This window comes from Mesorhizobium sp. WSM4935, assembly GCF_029625735.1.
Lineage (GTDB): Bacteria > Pseudomonadota > Alphaproteobacteria > Rhizobiales > Rhizobiaceae > Mesorhizobium.
Map to the genome: position 1 here is coordinate 606957 of NZ_JARTVR010000004.1, position 14723 is coordinate 621679.

Sequence of the window (14723 nt, forward strand, 5' to 3'; positions counted from 1 at the left end):
GCAAGAAGGGCATTCCGTCGGCAGTCGTCATCATCGTTCAGCGCGGGGTTGACTGGCTAGTCCCCGGGCGCGGAGCGAATTCTCGGTGAAACCTTTGGTGCGCGGTTATCTGACAGTTCGATCCATACAGGCGCGTGATCGCTGCTCTTTTCCCAGCCGCGCACCTCAACGTCGACCTGGGCGTCGACTAATCGCTTCTTGAGCGACGGGCTCAGCAGCAGATGATCGATGCGCAGGCCTACATTGCGGCCGAAGGCGTTGCGGAAGTAATCCCAGAACGTGTAGATCTTCTCACCGGGATGACGGGTGCGAAGCGCGTCGGTCCAGCCTTGTTTGAGCAGCGTCGCATAAGCGGCGCGCGCTTCGGGCGCGAAGAGCGCATCGTCGAGCCAGCGTTTGGGCTTGTAGACGTCGAGATCGGTCGGCATGACGTTGAAGTCACCTGCCAGCACCACCGGCTGCTTCGAATCGAGCAGTTCCTCGGCGTGAGCGATTAACCGATCGAACCAGCGGAGCTTATAGTCGAATTTCGGGCCTGGCCTCGGATTGCCGTTCGGAAGATAGAGACAGCCGACCAGGATGCCGTTGACTACGGCCTCTATGTAGCGGCTATGGCTGTCGTCGGGCTCACCGGGAAGGCCTCGCCGCGTTTCATGAATATTGCCAACACGGCTCAGGATCGCGACGCCATTCCAGCTTTTCTGTCCGTGCCATATCGCGTTATAGCCAAGGTCACGGATCGGCTCTTCCGGAAAGCGTTCCTGCGGGGCCTTGAGTTCCTGGAGGCAGGCGATGTCCGGCTGTGCCTCCGACAGCCAGCGCAGCAGCACCGGCAGGCGGCCGTTGACACCGTTGACGTTATAGGTCGCAATTCTCATTGCATCAGAGCCGGCAGGACCTGGTCGGCCCGGCCCCATCCCGCGAGAGCCTTCGATGCGGCGCGCTTCTTCAGCTCGGGCGCATCGCCGACATGAAAGTGGGAAGGTGCATAGATTGTCTTCATTTCCGCCCAAGTGATGGGCGCGGCGACCGGAGCGCCAGGCCGCGACCGGGCACTGTACGGCATGATTGCCGTCGCGCCGCGCTGGTTGCGCAGATAATCGACAAAGATTCGTCCCTTCCGTTTCGCCTTAGACAACGCGGCGGTGAAGTGGCTCGGATCACTCTGCGCGGCCGCCTGCGCCAGCCTGGAGGCGAAAGCCTTCACCTCAGGCCATTCGGCCCGGGGCGTGAGCGGCGCGATCACATGCACACCCTTGCCGCCGGTCAGCATCGGAAATGTCGTCAAACCCAGCGATTTCAGGATATCCCGAAACTGGAATGCGGCGGCGCGCACAGCCTCGAAATCCAGCCCCTCGTCGGGGTCGAGGTCAAAGACCAGGCGGTCAGCCTTCTCGACGTCTTCGATGCGCGCTCCCCAGCCATGAAACTCGATCGTTCCCATCTGGACACAGGTCATCAGCCCCTCGGCATCGTCGACATAAAGGTAGGGTTCCTCATGGCCGTCCTTTTCGGTGATCCCGACGTGATGGACCTTCTCGCCGAAGCTCCCGGCGTCATGCTTCTGGAAGAAGCATTTCTTGGCGCGGCCCTGCGGACAGCGGACAAGGCTGATCGGCCTGCCGCCGGCCCAGGGAAGCATGATCGCGGCGACGTCGGCGTAATAATCTGCAAGCTGTCCTTTGGTGATGTTGGATTCGGGGTAGATGACGCGGCCGCGATTGCTGATCGCGATCGTGTTTGTCACCGGCGGCGGCAGCGTCGCAGTGTGATGTTCCGTCTCAAGCGCAACGGCTTCCGGCTTCTTGTCCTCGCGCAGGCCGAGATAGCTTGGATGGCGCAGTGTTCCTTCATTGGTCATCTCGGTGTAGGCGATCTCGGCGACAAGCTTCGGACGCAGCCAGTGCGCGCCGCGGACCTCCGCGCGCGGTGCTTCGACGGTGGCGGCCTTCTGCTCCAGCGGCGCCATGATCTTCATCAGCCGCGCCATCTCGGCGGTATCGAAACCGGTCCCAACCTTGCCGGCGTAGCGTAGCTTTCCGCCGTCATGGACCCCAAGGATTAGCGATCGGAACGCGCGATCCTTGTCCGACGACGTCCAGCCGACGAGCACGAATTCCTGACGTTTGATGCACTTGATCTTCAGCCAGCTTCCATCGCGGGCGCCGACGTAACCCGAATCCGCCAGCTTCGAGATCACCCCCTCGAGACCGGCGTCGCAGAAGCGGTTTAGCAATTCTTCCCCCCGGCCCTGGATATGATCGGAGTAGCGAAGGCTGGGGCTCTTCGCCGGCAGAATTTCCGCGAGTTTCTCCTTTCGCTCCACGAGCGGAACTCCCGTCAGGTCTTCGCCATCGAGCTGGAGCAGGTCGAAGGCATAAAAATCGATGCTCGCGGGGGCGCCTCTCAATGCGTTCTGCAGGGCCTGGAAACTCGATCGCCCCTCGGTGTCGATGACAACAGCCTCTCCATCGATGAGCGCGGAGCGAACCTTGAGCTTACGTGCCGCCGAAAGGATAGAGGGGAAGCGGCCAGACCAGTCCAGGCCGGAGCGCGTATAGGCGCGCGCTTCGCCTCCGCCCACGGCGACGAGAATGCGGTAGCCATCGTGTTTCATTTCGTGGATCCAGCGATCGCCGGCGGGGACGGTGTCCACCAGTTTTGCGAGCTGGACCGGCCGGAACGCAGGTGGCGCGAGATTGGCCGTGTCGCGCGAGGCTGGCTTCGCAGGGCGAGTGGAAGACACTTCGATTGTGGGCCGACGCGACGCTGACTTACTCAATCCTCACTCTCACCAATACAACTGTCCGATGTGTCATTCGCATTCCGCAGCCTATTGCTTGGGTTCGCTGCGGCGGTATTGAGCTTGTCGCGATCATTGCCGACCCGCTTGATCAGGCCTCGGCCTGCTCTCGTAGCTTTCACCGCCGGCGATCTGCCGACGGCCGGTGGCGCCTCGCTTGGACCGCTGTCTGCCACTGTCGTCTCGCTGGAATCGATCGCCCGCGTCGTTTCGATGTTGGTCCTGTAACGCTCTGGTGCCGCTTGCGATCCTGAGCCGGGCAAGAAATTTCAATTCACCCGAAATCCGGGTCTCGATCTTGATGTTGTCGATGTGGAGATCCGGAATGAAGATGTCGGCGGCTGCGCAGCCCCTTTGGCGGCAACTCGCGTGGATCGGGTCCCGAGCCGCCATCGCGCACCTGGTCCCCGCGGGCGTGCGGCACGGGAAAGCTCCTCCCGCGCTGGCCGACTAACTCGGGGATGAGCCACAGATTTATCGCCGGCGACATTGAATTCAACGTACCACACTGCGGGCCTTCCGAGGGGCCGCCTCGGAACGAAGCGCGGCTTGACGGCCTCGAGGTGGTGGTTCTTAACGAGAACTGGTCCGCCTGGCTCATCCGGCAAAGCCGGAAGGTGAGCTGCTGCGGCCGCTTCCAGCCGGGTTTCTCTTGGTTAAGACGCTTCGGCCAGAGAGACAAGCGGCCCGGTCGGCGATCGCGCAACGTCTCAAAGATCACTCTTGAAACGCAATTTAGCCGCCCCTAACTCATTTTTGCCGGATGCCGCTATGGGTCCTGGCACGGGAACAACGGTCCTATCATGGATCGAGTTCGGTTCATGTCGCTCGCATGGAGGATGTGTTCCGGCGTTTGCCCGAACCTCTCTCCTCGCGGTTGCGAGTTGACTCTTGGCCGTTTCGGTCTCTGCCTGATCGCCTCCCGCTTGCCTTCGATCCAGTTCGCTTCCGGTGCACGCGTGCTTCGCGCGTTGCGGCGCCCGGTCATCAGTCGAAGGAGGATAGCCATGCTGTTGTCGGATTTGGGCCGCGTCGGATTCGATCCGTTTCTGGAAATGCGGCGCATGCAACAGGAAGTGAACCAGCGTTTGGCCGGCCTGACGGCCAGTGCCGCCCAGGAGTTTCCCCCGGTCAATCTTTGGGTCGGCGAGGATAGCGTAGCCCTGACCGCCGAACTGCCTGGAATCGCGCCCGACGAGGTAGAACTTACGGTGCGCGACAATACACTGACATTGAAGGGCGAATTCGAATCTCGTGCTGATGACGAGAAATCCGTCTGGCATCGACGCGAGCGCCCCTACGGAAGCTTCTCCCGGACGGTGCAACTGCCGTTCCGCGTCGATCCGGAACAGGTCGAGGCGCGTTTTGGCGATGGGGTGCTCGAGGTCGAACTGCAGCGACCGGAGGCGGATCGGCCGAAGAAGATCCAGATCAAGGGATGAGAGGAGGGAACCATGGCTCAGGAACTGAGGACCACCGATCGCCAGGTCATCAGCAAGCCTGTCGGCGGCGAACGGACCCGCTCGCGGCCCGTATTCGTGCCGCGGGCCGATATCTATGAGACGCAGGACAATGTCGTCCTTCTCGTCGATATGCCCGGCGTCGGCCCGGATGGAGTGGATATCACGCTCGAGAAACGGACACTGGCGATCCGCGGCTACGCGGCCGATCAAGAGCATCAGAATTATCGTCAGGTCTATGCCGAATATAGCGCCGGCGATTATGAGCGCGTCTTCACGCTATCCGAGGATATCGACCGCGATGGCATCGAGGCGTCGCACAAGAACGGCGTCCTGCGTCTAGTGCTGCCGAAGGCGGCGCCAGCCAAAGCCCGCAAAATCCAACTCAAGATGGCTTAGCCGTTGGGTTAGAGCAATTCCAGGAAAAGTGTGAGCGGTTTTCCGTCCGGAATTGCGTAAACACAGATAAATAGTGCGTTTCGCCGTTTCCGTGAAACGGTGAAACGCCCTAGGGGAGGTTAATGATGGGACCAAGGACCTGATCCCATGAAGCATCAGATGCCCGTCACTCCAGGCAGGGAATGGCGGGCATCCATCTAGCTGCTACCGACCAGGAAGGTGACGAGGCCGCGTCAAATGCGGTAGCGAGGGATAGGGCTTCCCCATAGATAGCAACGCGACGAGCGCCCGCGGCCCGCCCCGAGGCCATCCCAGCCGCCGCAATGCCCGCACCGGGTGAACTGGCCAACAGCACGATCGAGGAGAAAAGCATTCCGGCGTTGCAGCGTGTCGGCGGCTCGCCTCGTTGTCTTGGGCAGCTTAATTCTCGCCGAGCTCGAGCTTGTGCGCTGGTTTCAAAGGAAGCGGGCAATAGGCTATTGCGGCTCTCCTGGACGGAGAAAACGGTGGCCCAAAGCGACCGAGCCGCGCAGACTACAGACCCTTCATACCCGGAAAGTCAACCGGAACGGCGCGTCTCCTATTGGTGTTGGCGCCCCTCTGCATGGGCACCTTCTGCAAGGCCTCTTGAACGCCGATACCGCTGAACTAAATCGTACTCCGCCGGAGGCCCATCTTGGGGCGGGCATGTCGGCGAAGCGGCATCCGCCGACGGCAGTCTTGTACCCATGTTGCTCAGAGGAGGATGTGGCTATGAGAACCACTCTCGATTTCACCCCGCTGTTCCGGTCGAGCATCGGCTTCGAGCGAATGCTGAGCGCGCTTGAAGCCGCGAGCCGCGGCGAAACCATCGACAGCTGGCCTCCGTATGACATCGCCAAGCTCGGCGAGGACGATTACCGCATCACCATGGCGGTAGCTGGCTTCAGCCAGGACGATCTGACCCTGACCCAGGAGCACAACATGCTCTTGGTGTCCGGCCAGAAGGGGGGCGAGGAGAATGGCCAGTATCTTCATCGTGGAATTGCCAGTCGCACCTTCCAGCGCCGTTTCGAGCTGGCCGACCACGTAAAGGTGGTGAATGCCAGGCTCGTCAACGGTCTGCTGACGATCGATCTCAAGCGCGAAGTTCCTGAAGCGGTGAAGCCGCGCCAGATCGAAATCGCGACGAGCGGCAAGACGACGTCGAAGTCCTCGCCGAAGCAGATCGAGGCTGAGAAGCCGGCCGCCTAAGGCATTCCGCAAGCGCACGCGCGCGGGTGCATGGGCCCGGCGCAGAATGGTGCATTGTCAATCGCAACGGACGAAGGAGAAGAAAAATGAGCGTTCGAGATCTGATCCCTTGGGGCCGCAACAACGGCAATCAGGCTCCGACCATATTCCGCGCTGGCGACCGTGATCCGTTGCTGTCGCTGCATCGCGAAGTGAACCGGTTGTTCGATGATGTCTTCCGCGGCTTCGGTTCGACCCTACCCGCCTTCAGTGGCGCTTCCGTCTTCAGCGGTGGTTGGCCAAGCGTCGAGATTTCCGACGGCGAAACGGAGGTCAAGGTGACGGCCGAGGTGCCCGGTCTTGAGGAGAAGGACATCGAAGTCCTGCTCGACGACGGCGTGCTGACGCTGAAGGGCGAGAAGCGCTCCGAAACCGCGGACAGGGACAGGCGGTTCTCCGAGCGCTTCTATGGCCGCTTCGAGCGCCGTATCCCGCTCGGCTACGAGGTCAAGGAAGACAAGGTCGATGCCCGCTTCAGCAATGGTGTGCTGACCGTGACCTTGCCCAAAAGCGAGAAGGCGCAGTCGCAGGTAAAGCGCATCGCCATCAAGAGCTGACGCGCGGCAGGCGCCGGCGGCCGGCCGCCGGCGGCAGCGTCCTTGCCAAAAAGGGAGGGATGAATGATGGAGAGACAGGTTAACGGATCAACCAGAACACCAATCCCGCAGTGGTGGTCGTCGAACGACAACCGGCAGAAGCCCCTTTCGATGGGACGCTCGACCTTCTCGGGCGACGCCGTCGCACGGATCTACAAGCCGTCCCGCGCGGCGACGACTTCCGGCGCGGCCCGCTCGCGCGGCTGGCGTCTCGTTTTCGAGCGACGCACCGCGCCCTTTATCGAGCCGCTGATGGGCTACACCGGGAGCCGCGATACGCTTACCCAAGTCGAGTTGAACTTCCCGACGCTGGAGTCGGCCGTTCGCTACGCCGAGCGACAGGGGCTGTCCTATGTCGTTCAGAACCCGACGGAGCAGGCTGACGATGGGGCGACCAATTCGAGGCCTGCCAAGCCCGGAAGGTCGACCTACGGCTTTTCCAACATGACACTCGACCGGCTAGGACTTGGCGCACTTCAGGAGAGCTACGGGCGCGCCCTCGACGGCGCTGCAAACCGCAACGATCCGTCCGGTCCGGAAAGCTGGACGTCGCCCATGGGCGTGGCCCGCGATCCGAAGCTGACGCTGGAGGCCAAGCGCTCGATCCTGATGAACTGGGCTTGGACGGAGTATCTGATCGATCTGGCGACCAATGAGGGCATGCCTGAAAACAACCGTCCCTCGCGCCTCGACGAGGTCGAGCAGGCGCTGCTCGCGCTCGAACGGGAGGTTGCGGCTGACCAAGTTAATTCAGGCGTGCGCAAGGCGGCATAAGGTGTGCCTACGAGCGGGTCTGGAGCAATTCCGGGCCCGCTTTTTCAAACCCCGCGGGCTTAGCCCCGCAGATAGCAATGACATCACCAGGTCAGGGAGGCAAGCAATGTTCGCTCTCGCACCGAAGCTCCGCGTCGTCTCCGTTGCGATGGGGGCCATTTTCTTCACCCTCGCACCCGTTGCTGCGCAAACGACTGCACCAGCTGAGGCATCCAGCCTGCCGACGCTTGCGCCCATGCTGGAGCGCGTCACACCGGCCGTCGTCAACATCGCGGTCGTTTCCAAAGCCCCCAAGGAAGACAATCCGCTTTTCAGCGACCCCAATTACCGGCGTTTCTTCGGGCCGGAGCAGCTGCCGCAGGCCAGGATGAGCGCCGGCTCCGGCGTCATCGTCGATTCGGCGAAGGGCTATGTTCTGACCAACAATCACGTCGTAGGGGACGGCAGCGAAATCTCCGTCACCCTCAAGGACGGCCGGCAATTCCCGGCAAAGCTGATCGGCAGCGACAAGGACACCGATATCGCGCTGCTTCAGATCGACGCTAAAAACATCACGCAGATAGAGACCGGCGATTCAGACACCCTGAAGGTCGGCGACTATGTCGTAGCCATTGGCAATCCCTTCGGTCTGGGCCAGACCGTGACGTCCGGCATCGTCAGCGCGCTTGGCCGCAGTGGACTCAACATCGAGGGTTACGAGGATTTCATCCAGACCGACGCCTCGATCAATCCGGGCAATTCCGGCGGCGCCTTGGTTACTCTGGACGGCAAGCTGGTCGGCATCAACACGGCTATCCTCAGCCCAGCCGGCGGCAATGTCGGCATCGGTTTCGCCGTGCCGAGCAACATGGCTGTCTCCGTGATGAAGCAGTTGATCGCCCACGGTGAGGTGCGGCGCGGAAAGGTGGGGATCGGCATTCAGGATTTGACGCCGGACCTCGCAAAGGCGCTGCAACTCGGAGACCTCCGCGGCGCGGTGATCGCCAATGTCGAACCCGGCTCGTCGGCAGAGAAGGCTGGTTTGCAGGTCGGTGATGTCGTCACCGCAATCGACGGACATCCCGTGCAAGGCACGACCGACCTCAGAAACCGCATCGGCCTCACCCCTGCCGGAAATACCGTCAAATTTGCCGTCAAACGCGGTAATGGCGAAGTCACGATCGACGTGACGATCGCCGCACAGGAAAGCGGGTCGGAGACGCTGGCAGGCACCCTCCTGCAGGGCGCCAGGATGAGTGACGCTTCGGCTGAGGAAGCCCAGCGGGCAGGCGCAGCCGGTGTCGTGATCGAGAGCATCGAGCCCGCTAGCCCGGCGGCTAGAGCGGGGCTGAGGACGGGCGACATGATCGTGGCGGTCAACCGCAAGCCGATCTCTTCCGTGCACGATTTGCGCAGTGCGATCGCTGGCCAGCGCGCAATACTGGCGCTGGAACTCATCCGTGACGGTGGGCGTCTTCTGCTGGTTGTGCGATAAATTCGGCGCGTCATGTGAGATGAGGTAGCCGTGATGGAAATGACCAAGAAGTCGTAATGACCCTGGTATGGGTCGCCACCTATAGCGAAGGGCTTATGATGTAGTTGCAGACTTCGCGGCTCAGAAGTCGTTTGCAAAGCGACGGGAACACGTCCGGCCCGGTGTGATGACCAATGCGTTTGCGCCTCTTTCATTTCCCTTTTGCCGGAGCTTCGAATGGCAACTGGCGCAACCCCGCAGGATCAGGTGCAGCAGATGTTCCTCCGGCATTTTGCCGGATCGGCCTCGGCGGCACCCAGGCGCTTGCCGAACAGACTGCCGCCATACACACGGGCGGTTCGGTCATGCACATGTCGGCTGGCGCTTTTCCGGCGCGCCTACGAGCATTTCGAAGCAGGCGCGCTGGCATCTCAATCGGCTGGTGGCGCATAGGAGGCGATGCGGAATACTCCTCGACCAAGTCGCAACCAACGTCAGCAAGTTTGCCGATCACATCGAATTCGTCGATCTTAGCGGGCGTGCGCAGGTGCTTGCCGTGCTGCGCAAGAACTATGCGGCCTGGCTCCCCAGAGAAGCCGCATCGATGGAACCCGCGGCTGCGCAGCGGAACGACGCAGCCAGCCAGCTCAGGAGCGAATGGCCTCGGTCGAACGCACCGAAATTGAATTCAAGTATGCTCGATGAGAACATGAAGATGAACGTCTTGTCCGCCCAATGAAGCCGATTGACACTGGCGAGTCCCTCGGGCGCGGCCTGCGTTGCTTCCTCAGCGTGGCAGCTAGGCGCCAGGTTGGTTCGATCACCACAAATCGAGGTTCTCCGCCGGAGGTCTTCGCCTCGCTGTTCTCGCTACTCACGAGGTAAAATGGAAGCAGAGCTGACCGAGAAGACACTGGGCGCCGACCTGTAGGCGCAATCATGTCTGGAAAGGCCGCCACGGTGGCTCTGCAAGAGTGATAAGGTTGCCGTCAGGGTCTGTGACCTGCGCGATCTTTCCGTAGTCACCCTGCTTTTCCCCGGAGACGCTAACGCCAATTTCTTCGAGCGATCGGCGGGCCTTGTCCATTTTCGGCACGACAACTGTCATCCTTCCCGAACCTGCATGCTCCTGGTCATGGAAGATTTGAATGTTCGCCCCTGCGACGCCGCGCCACTGGATCAGACCATCCATGGGACGATCATCAGGCCTTCTTTCGAAGAGCTGGGTGTAGAACTGCTCCGCGCGATCCATGTTTGCCGTCGCGAGGGCGGCATAGATTGCTTGAATTTGCATTCGCTGTCTCCCTTCTTGCCGCTCAATGAGCAAAGGAACGGTCTTGTTCCAGGATCACCGGCATCCCGCCCGCGCTGAAGGTTCCATTCATGACAGAAACTGTCACCGTCAATCGGGAGGCGTGACGCTGTCCGCTCTTCTGACGCGGCACTATGGCAAGGTCTTTTCCGGGATGGTGGCGAAGACGATCGCGCTTAACCAAGACCTCGACGGATCGGCTCCGTATCTGCCGGTCGGCCGCATCGTCACCCTGAATTGCCAACGGGGCTTCGGAGGGCGGTCTGTGAAAAGGGCATTTTCCGCGTCGTCGCCGGCGGCCGGATGTCACCTCCCGCTTCGTGCCGCTGCTGATCTCGCTGTCCGGTGCGCAACTCGATCACGGCCGTTCCTTCCGGCTCGGCCGGAGGCTCGCCTTCGATCGTGCCCGAGCCGGCATCCTTGCTGCGCGCGCCATCGACTGCGGCGATGCCACGCTCAACAAGGCGCGTGCCGGTTTCTGCGCTCTGGTCAAGAAGATGGGTGGCTAACTCGTTCTGACGTCTATGCTAGGGGAAGGCGGACCATGGTCCGCCTTTCTGGCGCTGGCATCCGGTGATCATGCGGTGCCATCCACAGGCGCCAAAGCGCCGTAGCGAGAAGCTGTCAATTCAGCGCTGGTTCGCCCATCAACTCGGTGAGAAAGGACGCGGCGATCAGATCGTCCGCGTCGATGCGTAAAGAGCCTTCGCCGCGCCCCATGATGGCCGCGACCTTCTGGAAGGCTTTAATCTCATGCTCGGTGATCTTGGCTTCCCGCATCCTGGTTCTCAGCTCGGCGACACGCATCCCGAGCGAACGGGATGTTCCGATTTCTCTATTCGACATTGGTCAGTCCTCCTCCCCCACCCGTGTCTGTTTCGCCGCCGCCCGAATTCCGCCAGCCTGCCCATAGATTGGTGTTGCTTTCAGGAGCATCAGCATGCCCGCTAATGAGAATCTGCTGATATTATGAATGAATAATGAAGGGGGCGCGGCTGTAGGGCTTCGCTTGTACCGAGATCAGCACGCGCGTCGGTCCTGAGGAAGGCTGCGGCAACGGCCTGTGCGGCCTCAAATTTTACACTGAGACACTACCGTCCCGGCGGGTCCCGAACTCACGTTCACCCGCTGGTTCACCTGGCGCGTTCGGAGCTAACCTGCGTTAGCAGATGGCCGCCCGCATCACGGACCGTGCAGATTGCATCGGTCTGGTCGCGCGGCCCCGGCCGGAGCTTGCGCACGATGTCGAAGGCCCTCTGCCTGGCGGCTCCAAAGCCTGGGAGAATTGTCCCGCGCGCATCGTGGTACACGTCGCCCCTTTCGGACACATCGAAAAAGAACCTCGGCATGATCGCATGACCTCGGAAAATCCTTCTCGTTGCAAAACCGACGCCAGCTATTTGGTCCCGAAATGAACCAAACATGGTCGCTTTCTCTTGGCCGAGGATCTCGCTGAGCAGCTTGTGCGCCTCGTCAAGCCCGAGATCCTTTGCCCATTCCCGCAGGGAACCGTACCGGGAAATCTCGTAGTGCTTGACCGCCTGGCAGGCAGCCAGCAGGCCGGCGTCGAGAGCTGTTCCCGACGCTTCCTCTTTGATGAGACCCTGATGGCGTCGCACTTCTCGCCGGAAGCCTGCTTGCCGATCGACTTGAACACTTGCCCCAGTTTCTTGATCTGTCCCTTGGTCTCCTGGAGGTGGTCCTCCGCTGCCTGTTTCAGCTTGGCGTCCTTTGCCGCCTCTGCCACTTTGGGCAATGCCTTGGTGATCGCGTTCTCGGCGTAATAGACGTCCTGAAGGGTATGCTCGAAAATATCAGCCAGCATTTTCATGGTCCTCCAAGCCGGAACTGGCAGCGCAGAAAGAGCGAACGGGATGAATGTTCCATCCCACCATCCGGGTTGGGAAAGCGGACGGCGCAGTCTCGCTTTAGTTGAAGAATTATTCCCGACCGTGCCTTGTTTAGAACACGGGATAGGCCTATGTTGCAGAATATCGATCTTGGCTGTCGAACTTTGTTTCTGACGCGAACAGCGTCGTCGGCGATCTTCTCCTCTCAAAATCGATCTAAACCGTTTGTCGTGTGTCTTGCGCGGCAGGCAACTTTCTATGGATGATTGAAAGGAAATCGTCATGAATACTGGAACCGTAAAGTTCTTCAATGCCACAAAGGGCTTCGGCTTCATCGAGCAGGGTGGCGGCCAGCCGGACGTGTTCGTCCACATCTCCGCTGTCGAGCGGGCCGGCATGCGTTCGCTCGTCGAGGGCCAGAAGCTCAGCTTCGACCTCGTGAAGGACAACCGCAACGGCAAGAGCGCGGCCGAGAACCTGCAGGCCGCATAAGCTAGTGCGCTGGTCGTTGACCACGGATGTACTGGCACCGGCTGCAGAGCGCAGATCAGAGAGGTCGGGCAAGTCCCGACCTTTTTTCGTTTGATGATCGGAGACCGCACATGCGACACCCCGAAATACCGCAAGGGATATTCAAGCCCAAGCCGACCGCCAGCGAGACGAAGCAGGACGCCACCACCCGGGCAGCCCGCCAAATCACCAACGGCGAAGCGGCCGCGCGGGACCAGAAGACCGAACGGTTGAGGCTGGCCAGGCTTGCCAGCGAGGCAACAAAGGCGAACACGGCGCCCACCCAGAAGCGAACAATCAAGCCCAAGCACGTCTAGCCGAAACGAGCGGTGCCATCGGCCGGCGCCACAAAGGGGCGGGGGCTTGGGGTTCCTTTAAAGCGCCGGCCAGACGGAATCCACGTCCGCGGCGGCGGGAGGTTGGGCGGACGAGGACGCCAGGGGCGGTCACAACCCCAGTGCCGCAGCGACCCGTTCTTGGAAATACTGCACTCCCCGCTCATGCCGCCCCGAAAGCGGGCCGGAGCTATACGCCCCTGCGGCATAGTTGCGATGCGTATCGGCGCAGATGGCGTAGTCCTCGCGTACCACGGCCAGGGTGCCTTGCACAGATTTCGCCCTGCTCTCGGATGCTTCTGCAGAGGTGTCGGCAAAGAAGAAATGGTAGTGCTGGTCTGTGTGATGCGGTGAGGTCGGGTTGATCCGGCTAACGTTCATGCCGCCATCGAAAAGCGACAGCGTCCAGTTCGGCCACATCCAAAGCCATTTGCCGCGATAGAACAGACCGTCTTTTGGCGGTGCGGTCATCCGGACATAACCGGGATGGGCGGTGGTCTGGAAAGCTTCGAAGTCGATGGCCGCGTAGAAGGAGGGATGCGTGCCTGGGATGTGGTAGCCTTCGACGAAATTGTCGGTGTAGATCTTCCAGTTCGCCGCAAAGCTGACAGTAGCCTCGTCGGTGGCGGCATAGGTCTCCAACGGCTCGTCCGCCAGTTCGGCGGGCAGAGAGCCAAGTTGATCCAGAAGGCTTTCCTTTGGGTCGAGTGCCGCGAAGAGCAGCCCGCGCCATTCGGACAACTGCACCGTCTCCAGCGGCCAGTCTTCGGCGATTATCGCGGGATCCTTGCCATACCATGGGGCCTGCACCAGCCGCCCGGTGTCGGCAAAGGACCATTTGTGATACGGACAAACGATCAGCCCACATTTGCCCGCGCCATCGGCCAGAAGTTTCGCCCCCCGGTGGCGGCAGACGTTCTTAAATCCGCGCAAGGTCCCGTCCCGGCCCCTGATGGCGAAGATCGGTGTGCCGGCGATGTCGATGGCAAGGTATTGACCGGACGTCGCGACCGAGGCGACTGGCCCCATGAACTGCCAGGTGTGCGCGAAGATATTACACCGTTCCTGCTGCCAGATATCATCGCGGACATAAAGCGAAGGATCCAAATTCAGGTATTGCACGGGCGGAGTCTCGAGTGGCGGGTGGTCGGGTCGCAAGGTATCTGGCGTCATAGGTTACCTCCAGTTGCGGCAATCCTGTCGTAAGCGGGGCGACATCGCAAGGGATTCGGCTCTGCTGCGCAAAGCCTGTAAGCCGGCGTGCAATTTTGCTTTAACGCAGATTTGCTGGAGTCGCGGCTCGAATTCGCCGACCTAGTCGTGACGCGATCATCACCTCGGATGCCTTAACCGCGGCACAGCTTCCAGGCCGACTTCGTAGCCCAGTTTGTCGTCTGCCTGATGAACGGCGGGTATCAGAATGGCGCGGTTCGCTCGCGAACGACGGGGACGGGGCCGTTGCCGAATGGCAGCTATCCGCCGAGCGCGGCCGAAACCCGACAGTCAGCAGCCGGCCCCTTTTCAGACTACTAGTCTGATCATTATAAGGCGAAGGGCCGCTTTGCGCCTCATGTCGGCCATTCAAGGCGCCTTTGCCACTGCCCAAAAGCAGATGCGGCGCCATGGCAAGGGTTGGGCTGCGGTATAATTGATCGGCGGCTGGTCTCGGGTTGCGCAGAAGACGAGTCGAGCCGCCGATCGGGCGACAGACGTTGGGAACACACAGACCAATTAGAGGCAGTGAGACGCCTGACGCTTTGGGCAATTTCAGTAAACCACGACACTCCTGATCGATTTGCCCTCATGCATCAGGTCGAAACCCTTGTTGATGTCGTCGAGCTTCAGCGTGTGGGTGATCATCGGGTCGATCTGGATTTTCTTTTCCATGTACCAGTCGACGATCCGCGGCACATCGGTGCGGCCGCGCGCGCCGCCGAAGGCGGTGCCCATCCAGGTGCG

Annotated in this window: 15 protein-coding genes and 2 pseudogenes; 9 read left to right on the plus strand and 8 right to left on the minus strand. The window is 61.1% G+C overall.

The features are described from left to right. Positions 1-56: 56 nt before the first annotated feature. On the minus strand, positions 57-878 hold the full coding sequence (xth, locus tag P9273_RS14615; RefSeq protein ID WP_278049504.1) for an exodeoxyribonuclease III: 822 nt from the start codon (positions 876-878) through the stop codon (positions 57-59). Further along, positions 875-2746, minus strand: coding sequence for a DNA ligase D (ligD, locus tag P9273_RS14620; RefSeq protein ID WP_278049505.1), 1872 nt, complete (start codon positions 2744-2746; stop codon positions 875-877). The genes xth and ligD overlap by 4 nt, the downstream gene beginning before the upstream one ends. A gap of 1064 nt (positions 2747-3810) precedes the next feature. Here ligD and P9273_RS14625 point away from each other — a divergent pair. The 6 genes from P9273_RS14625 (at position 3811) to P9273_RS14650 (ending at position 8778) form a co-directional block, all read left to right on the plus strand. Then, positions 3811-4245, plus strand: coding sequence for an Hsp20/alpha crystallin family protein (locus P9273_RS14625; RefSeq protein ID WP_040999777.1), 435 nt, complete (start codon positions 3811-3813; stop codon positions 4243-4245). Between the two features lie 12 nt (positions 4246-4257). Further along, positions 4258-4662 (plus strand): Hsp20/alpha crystallin family protein, encoded by a 405-nt coding sequence (locus P9273_RS14630; protein ID WP_040999779.1) that lies wholly within the window; start codon positions 4258-4260, stop codon positions 4660-4662. Positions 4663-5415: 753 nt separating this feature from the next. Then, complete coding sequence (locus P9273_RS14635) at positions 5416-5895, plus strand: Hsp20 family protein (RefSeq protein WP_278049506.1); 480 nt, start codon at positions 5416-5418, stop codon at positions 5893-5895. Between the two features lie 86 nt (positions 5896-5981). Continuing rightward, positions 5982-6491 carry an Hsp20/alpha crystallin family protein gene (locus P9273_RS14640; protein ID WP_278049507.1) on the plus strand — a complete coding sequence of 170 codons (510 nt, stop codon included), beginning with the start codon at positions 5982-5984 and terminating at the stop codon, positions 6489-6491. 66 nt (positions 6492-6557) lie between these two features. Beyond that, positions 6558-7304 (plus strand): ETC complex I subunit, encoded by a 747-nt coding sequence (locus P9273_RS14645; RefSeq protein ID WP_278049539.1) that lies wholly within the window; start codon positions 6558-6560, stop codon positions 7302-7304. Between the two features lie 106 nt (positions 7305-7410). After that, positions 7411-8778 (plus strand): DegQ family serine endoprotease, encoded by a 1368-nt coding sequence (locus P9273_RS14650; RefSeq protein ID WP_040999782.1) that lies wholly within the window; start codon positions 7411-7413, stop codon positions 8776-8778. Positions 8779-9694: 916 nt separating this feature from the next. On the opposite strand, the gene P9273_RS14655 is transcribed toward P9273_RS14650, so the two are convergent. Next, positions 9695-10051: a VOC family protein gene (locus P9273_RS14655; RefSeq protein ID WP_040999784.1), complete on the minus strand. Its 357-nt coding sequence runs from the start codon at positions 10049-10051 to the stop codon at positions 9695-9697. A gap of 338 nt (positions 10052-10389) precedes the next feature. Between P9273_RS14655 and P9273_RS14660 the strand changes: the two genes are divergently transcribed. Then, entirely contained in the window at positions 10390-10578 is a 189-nt protein-coding gene (locus tag P9273_RS14660; protein ID WP_040999786.1) for a hypothetical protein, read from the plus strand. A 115-nt stretch (positions 10579-10693) separates the two neighbouring features. Here the strand turns inward: P9273_RS14660 and P9273_RS14665 are convergent, their stop codons facing one another. From P9273_RS14665 to P9273_RS14670, 3 genes and pseudogenes are all read right to left on the minus strand, one after another. After that, positions 10694-10849 carry a hypothetical protein gene (locus tag P9273_RS14665; protein ID WP_442920216.1) on the minus strand — a complete coding sequence of 52 codons (156 nt, stop codon included), beginning with the start codon at positions 10847-10849 and terminating at the stop codon, positions 10694-10696. Between the two features lie 353 nt (positions 10850-11202). After that, positions 11203-11493 carry a DUF6894 family protein gene (locus P9273_RS32375; RefSeq protein WP_442920223.1) on the minus strand — a complete coding sequence of 97 codons (291 nt, stop codon included), beginning with the start codon at positions 11491-11493 and terminating at the stop codon, positions 11203-11205. Continuing rightward, positions 11494-11900: pseudogene (locus tag P9273_RS14670) on the minus strand (ferritin-like domain-containing protein); the annotation flags it as partial. A gap of 301 nt (positions 11901-12201) precedes the next feature. On the opposite strand from P9273_RS14670, the gene P9273_RS14675 reads away from it, so the two are divergent. Beyond that, on the plus strand, positions 12202-12411 hold the full coding sequence (locus tag P9273_RS14675) for a cold-shock protein (RefSeq protein WP_040999790.1): 210 nt from the start codon (positions 12202-12204) through the stop codon (positions 12409-12411). A gap of 110 nt (positions 12412-12521) precedes the next feature. Next, positions 12522-12746, plus strand: a complete 225-nt coding sequence (locus tag P9273_RS14680) for a hypothetical protein (protein ID WP_040999791.1) — start codon at positions 12522-12524, stop codon at positions 12744-12746. Between the two features lie 129 nt (positions 12747-12875). Here the strand turns inward: P9273_RS14680 and P9273_RS14685 are convergent, their stop codons facing one another. Together P9273_RS14685 and P9273_RS14690 are read right to left on the minus strand one after the other, a co-directional pair. Then, positions 12876-13937 (minus strand): aromatic ring-hydroxylating oxygenase subunit alpha, encoded by a 1062-nt coding sequence (locus P9273_RS14685; protein ID WP_082045179.1) that lies wholly within the window; start codon positions 13935-13937, stop codon positions 12876-12878. A gap of 594 nt (positions 13938-14531) precedes the next feature. After that, positions 14532-14723: pseudogene (locus P9273_RS14690) on the minus strand (S-(hydroxymethyl)glutathione dehydrogenase); the annotation flags it as partial.

Excerpts from the sequence above, each read along its gene's own strand:
- P9273_RS14630 (WP_040999779.1), top strand. The coding sequence starts at position 4,258 with ATGGCTCAGGAACTGAGGACCACCGATCGCCAGGTCATCAGCAAGCCT.
- P9273_RS14665 (WP_442920216.1), bottom strand. The coding sequence starts at position 10,849 with ATGCGGGAAGCCAAGATCACCGAGCATGAGATTAAAGCCTTCCAGAAG.
- P9273_RS32375 (WP_442920223.1), bottom strand. The coding sequence starts at position 11,493 with ATGTTTGGTTCATTTCGGGACCAAATAGCTGGCGTCGGTTTTGCAACG.
- P9273_RS14675 (WP_040999790.1), top strand. The coding sequence starts at position 12,202 with ATGAATACTGGAACCGTAAAGTTCTTCAATGCCACAAAGGGCTTCGGC.
- P9273_RS14625 (WP_040999777.1), top strand. The coding sequence starts at position 3,811 with ATGCTGTTGTCGGATTTGGGCCGCGTCGGATTCGATCCGTTTCTGGAA.
- P9273_RS14650 (WP_040999782.1), top strand. The coding sequence starts at position 7,411 with ATGTTCGCTCTCGCACCGAAGCTCCGCGTCGTCTCCGTTGCGATGGGG.
- P9273_RS14685 (WP_082045179.1), bottom strand. The coding sequence starts at position 13,937 with ATGACGCCAGATACCTTGCGACCCGACCACCCGCCACTCGAGACTCCG.
- P9273_RS14635 (WP_278049506.1), top strand. The coding sequence starts at position 5,416 with ATGAGAACCACTCTCGATTTCACCCCGCTGTTCCGGTCGAGCATCGGC.
- P9273_RS14645 (WP_278049539.1), top strand. The coding sequence starts at position 6,558 with ATGGAGAGACAGGTTAACGGATCAACCAGAACACCAATCCCGCAGTGG.
- xth (WP_278049504.1), bottom strand. The coding sequence starts at position 878 with ATGAGAATTGCGACCTATAACGTCAACGGTGTCAACGGCCGCCTGCCG.
- P9273_RS14655 (WP_040999784.1), bottom strand. The coding sequence starts at position 10,051 with ATGCAAATTCAAGCAATCTATGCCGCCCTCGCGACGGCAAACATGGAT.
- P9273_RS14640 (WP_278049507.1), top strand. The coding sequence starts at position 5,982 with ATGAGCGTTCGAGATCTGATCCCTTGGGGCCGCAACAACGGCAATCAG.
- P9273_RS14680 (WP_040999791.1), top strand. The coding sequence starts at position 12,522 with ATGCGACACCCCGAAATACCGCAAGGGATATTCAAGCCCAAGCCGACC.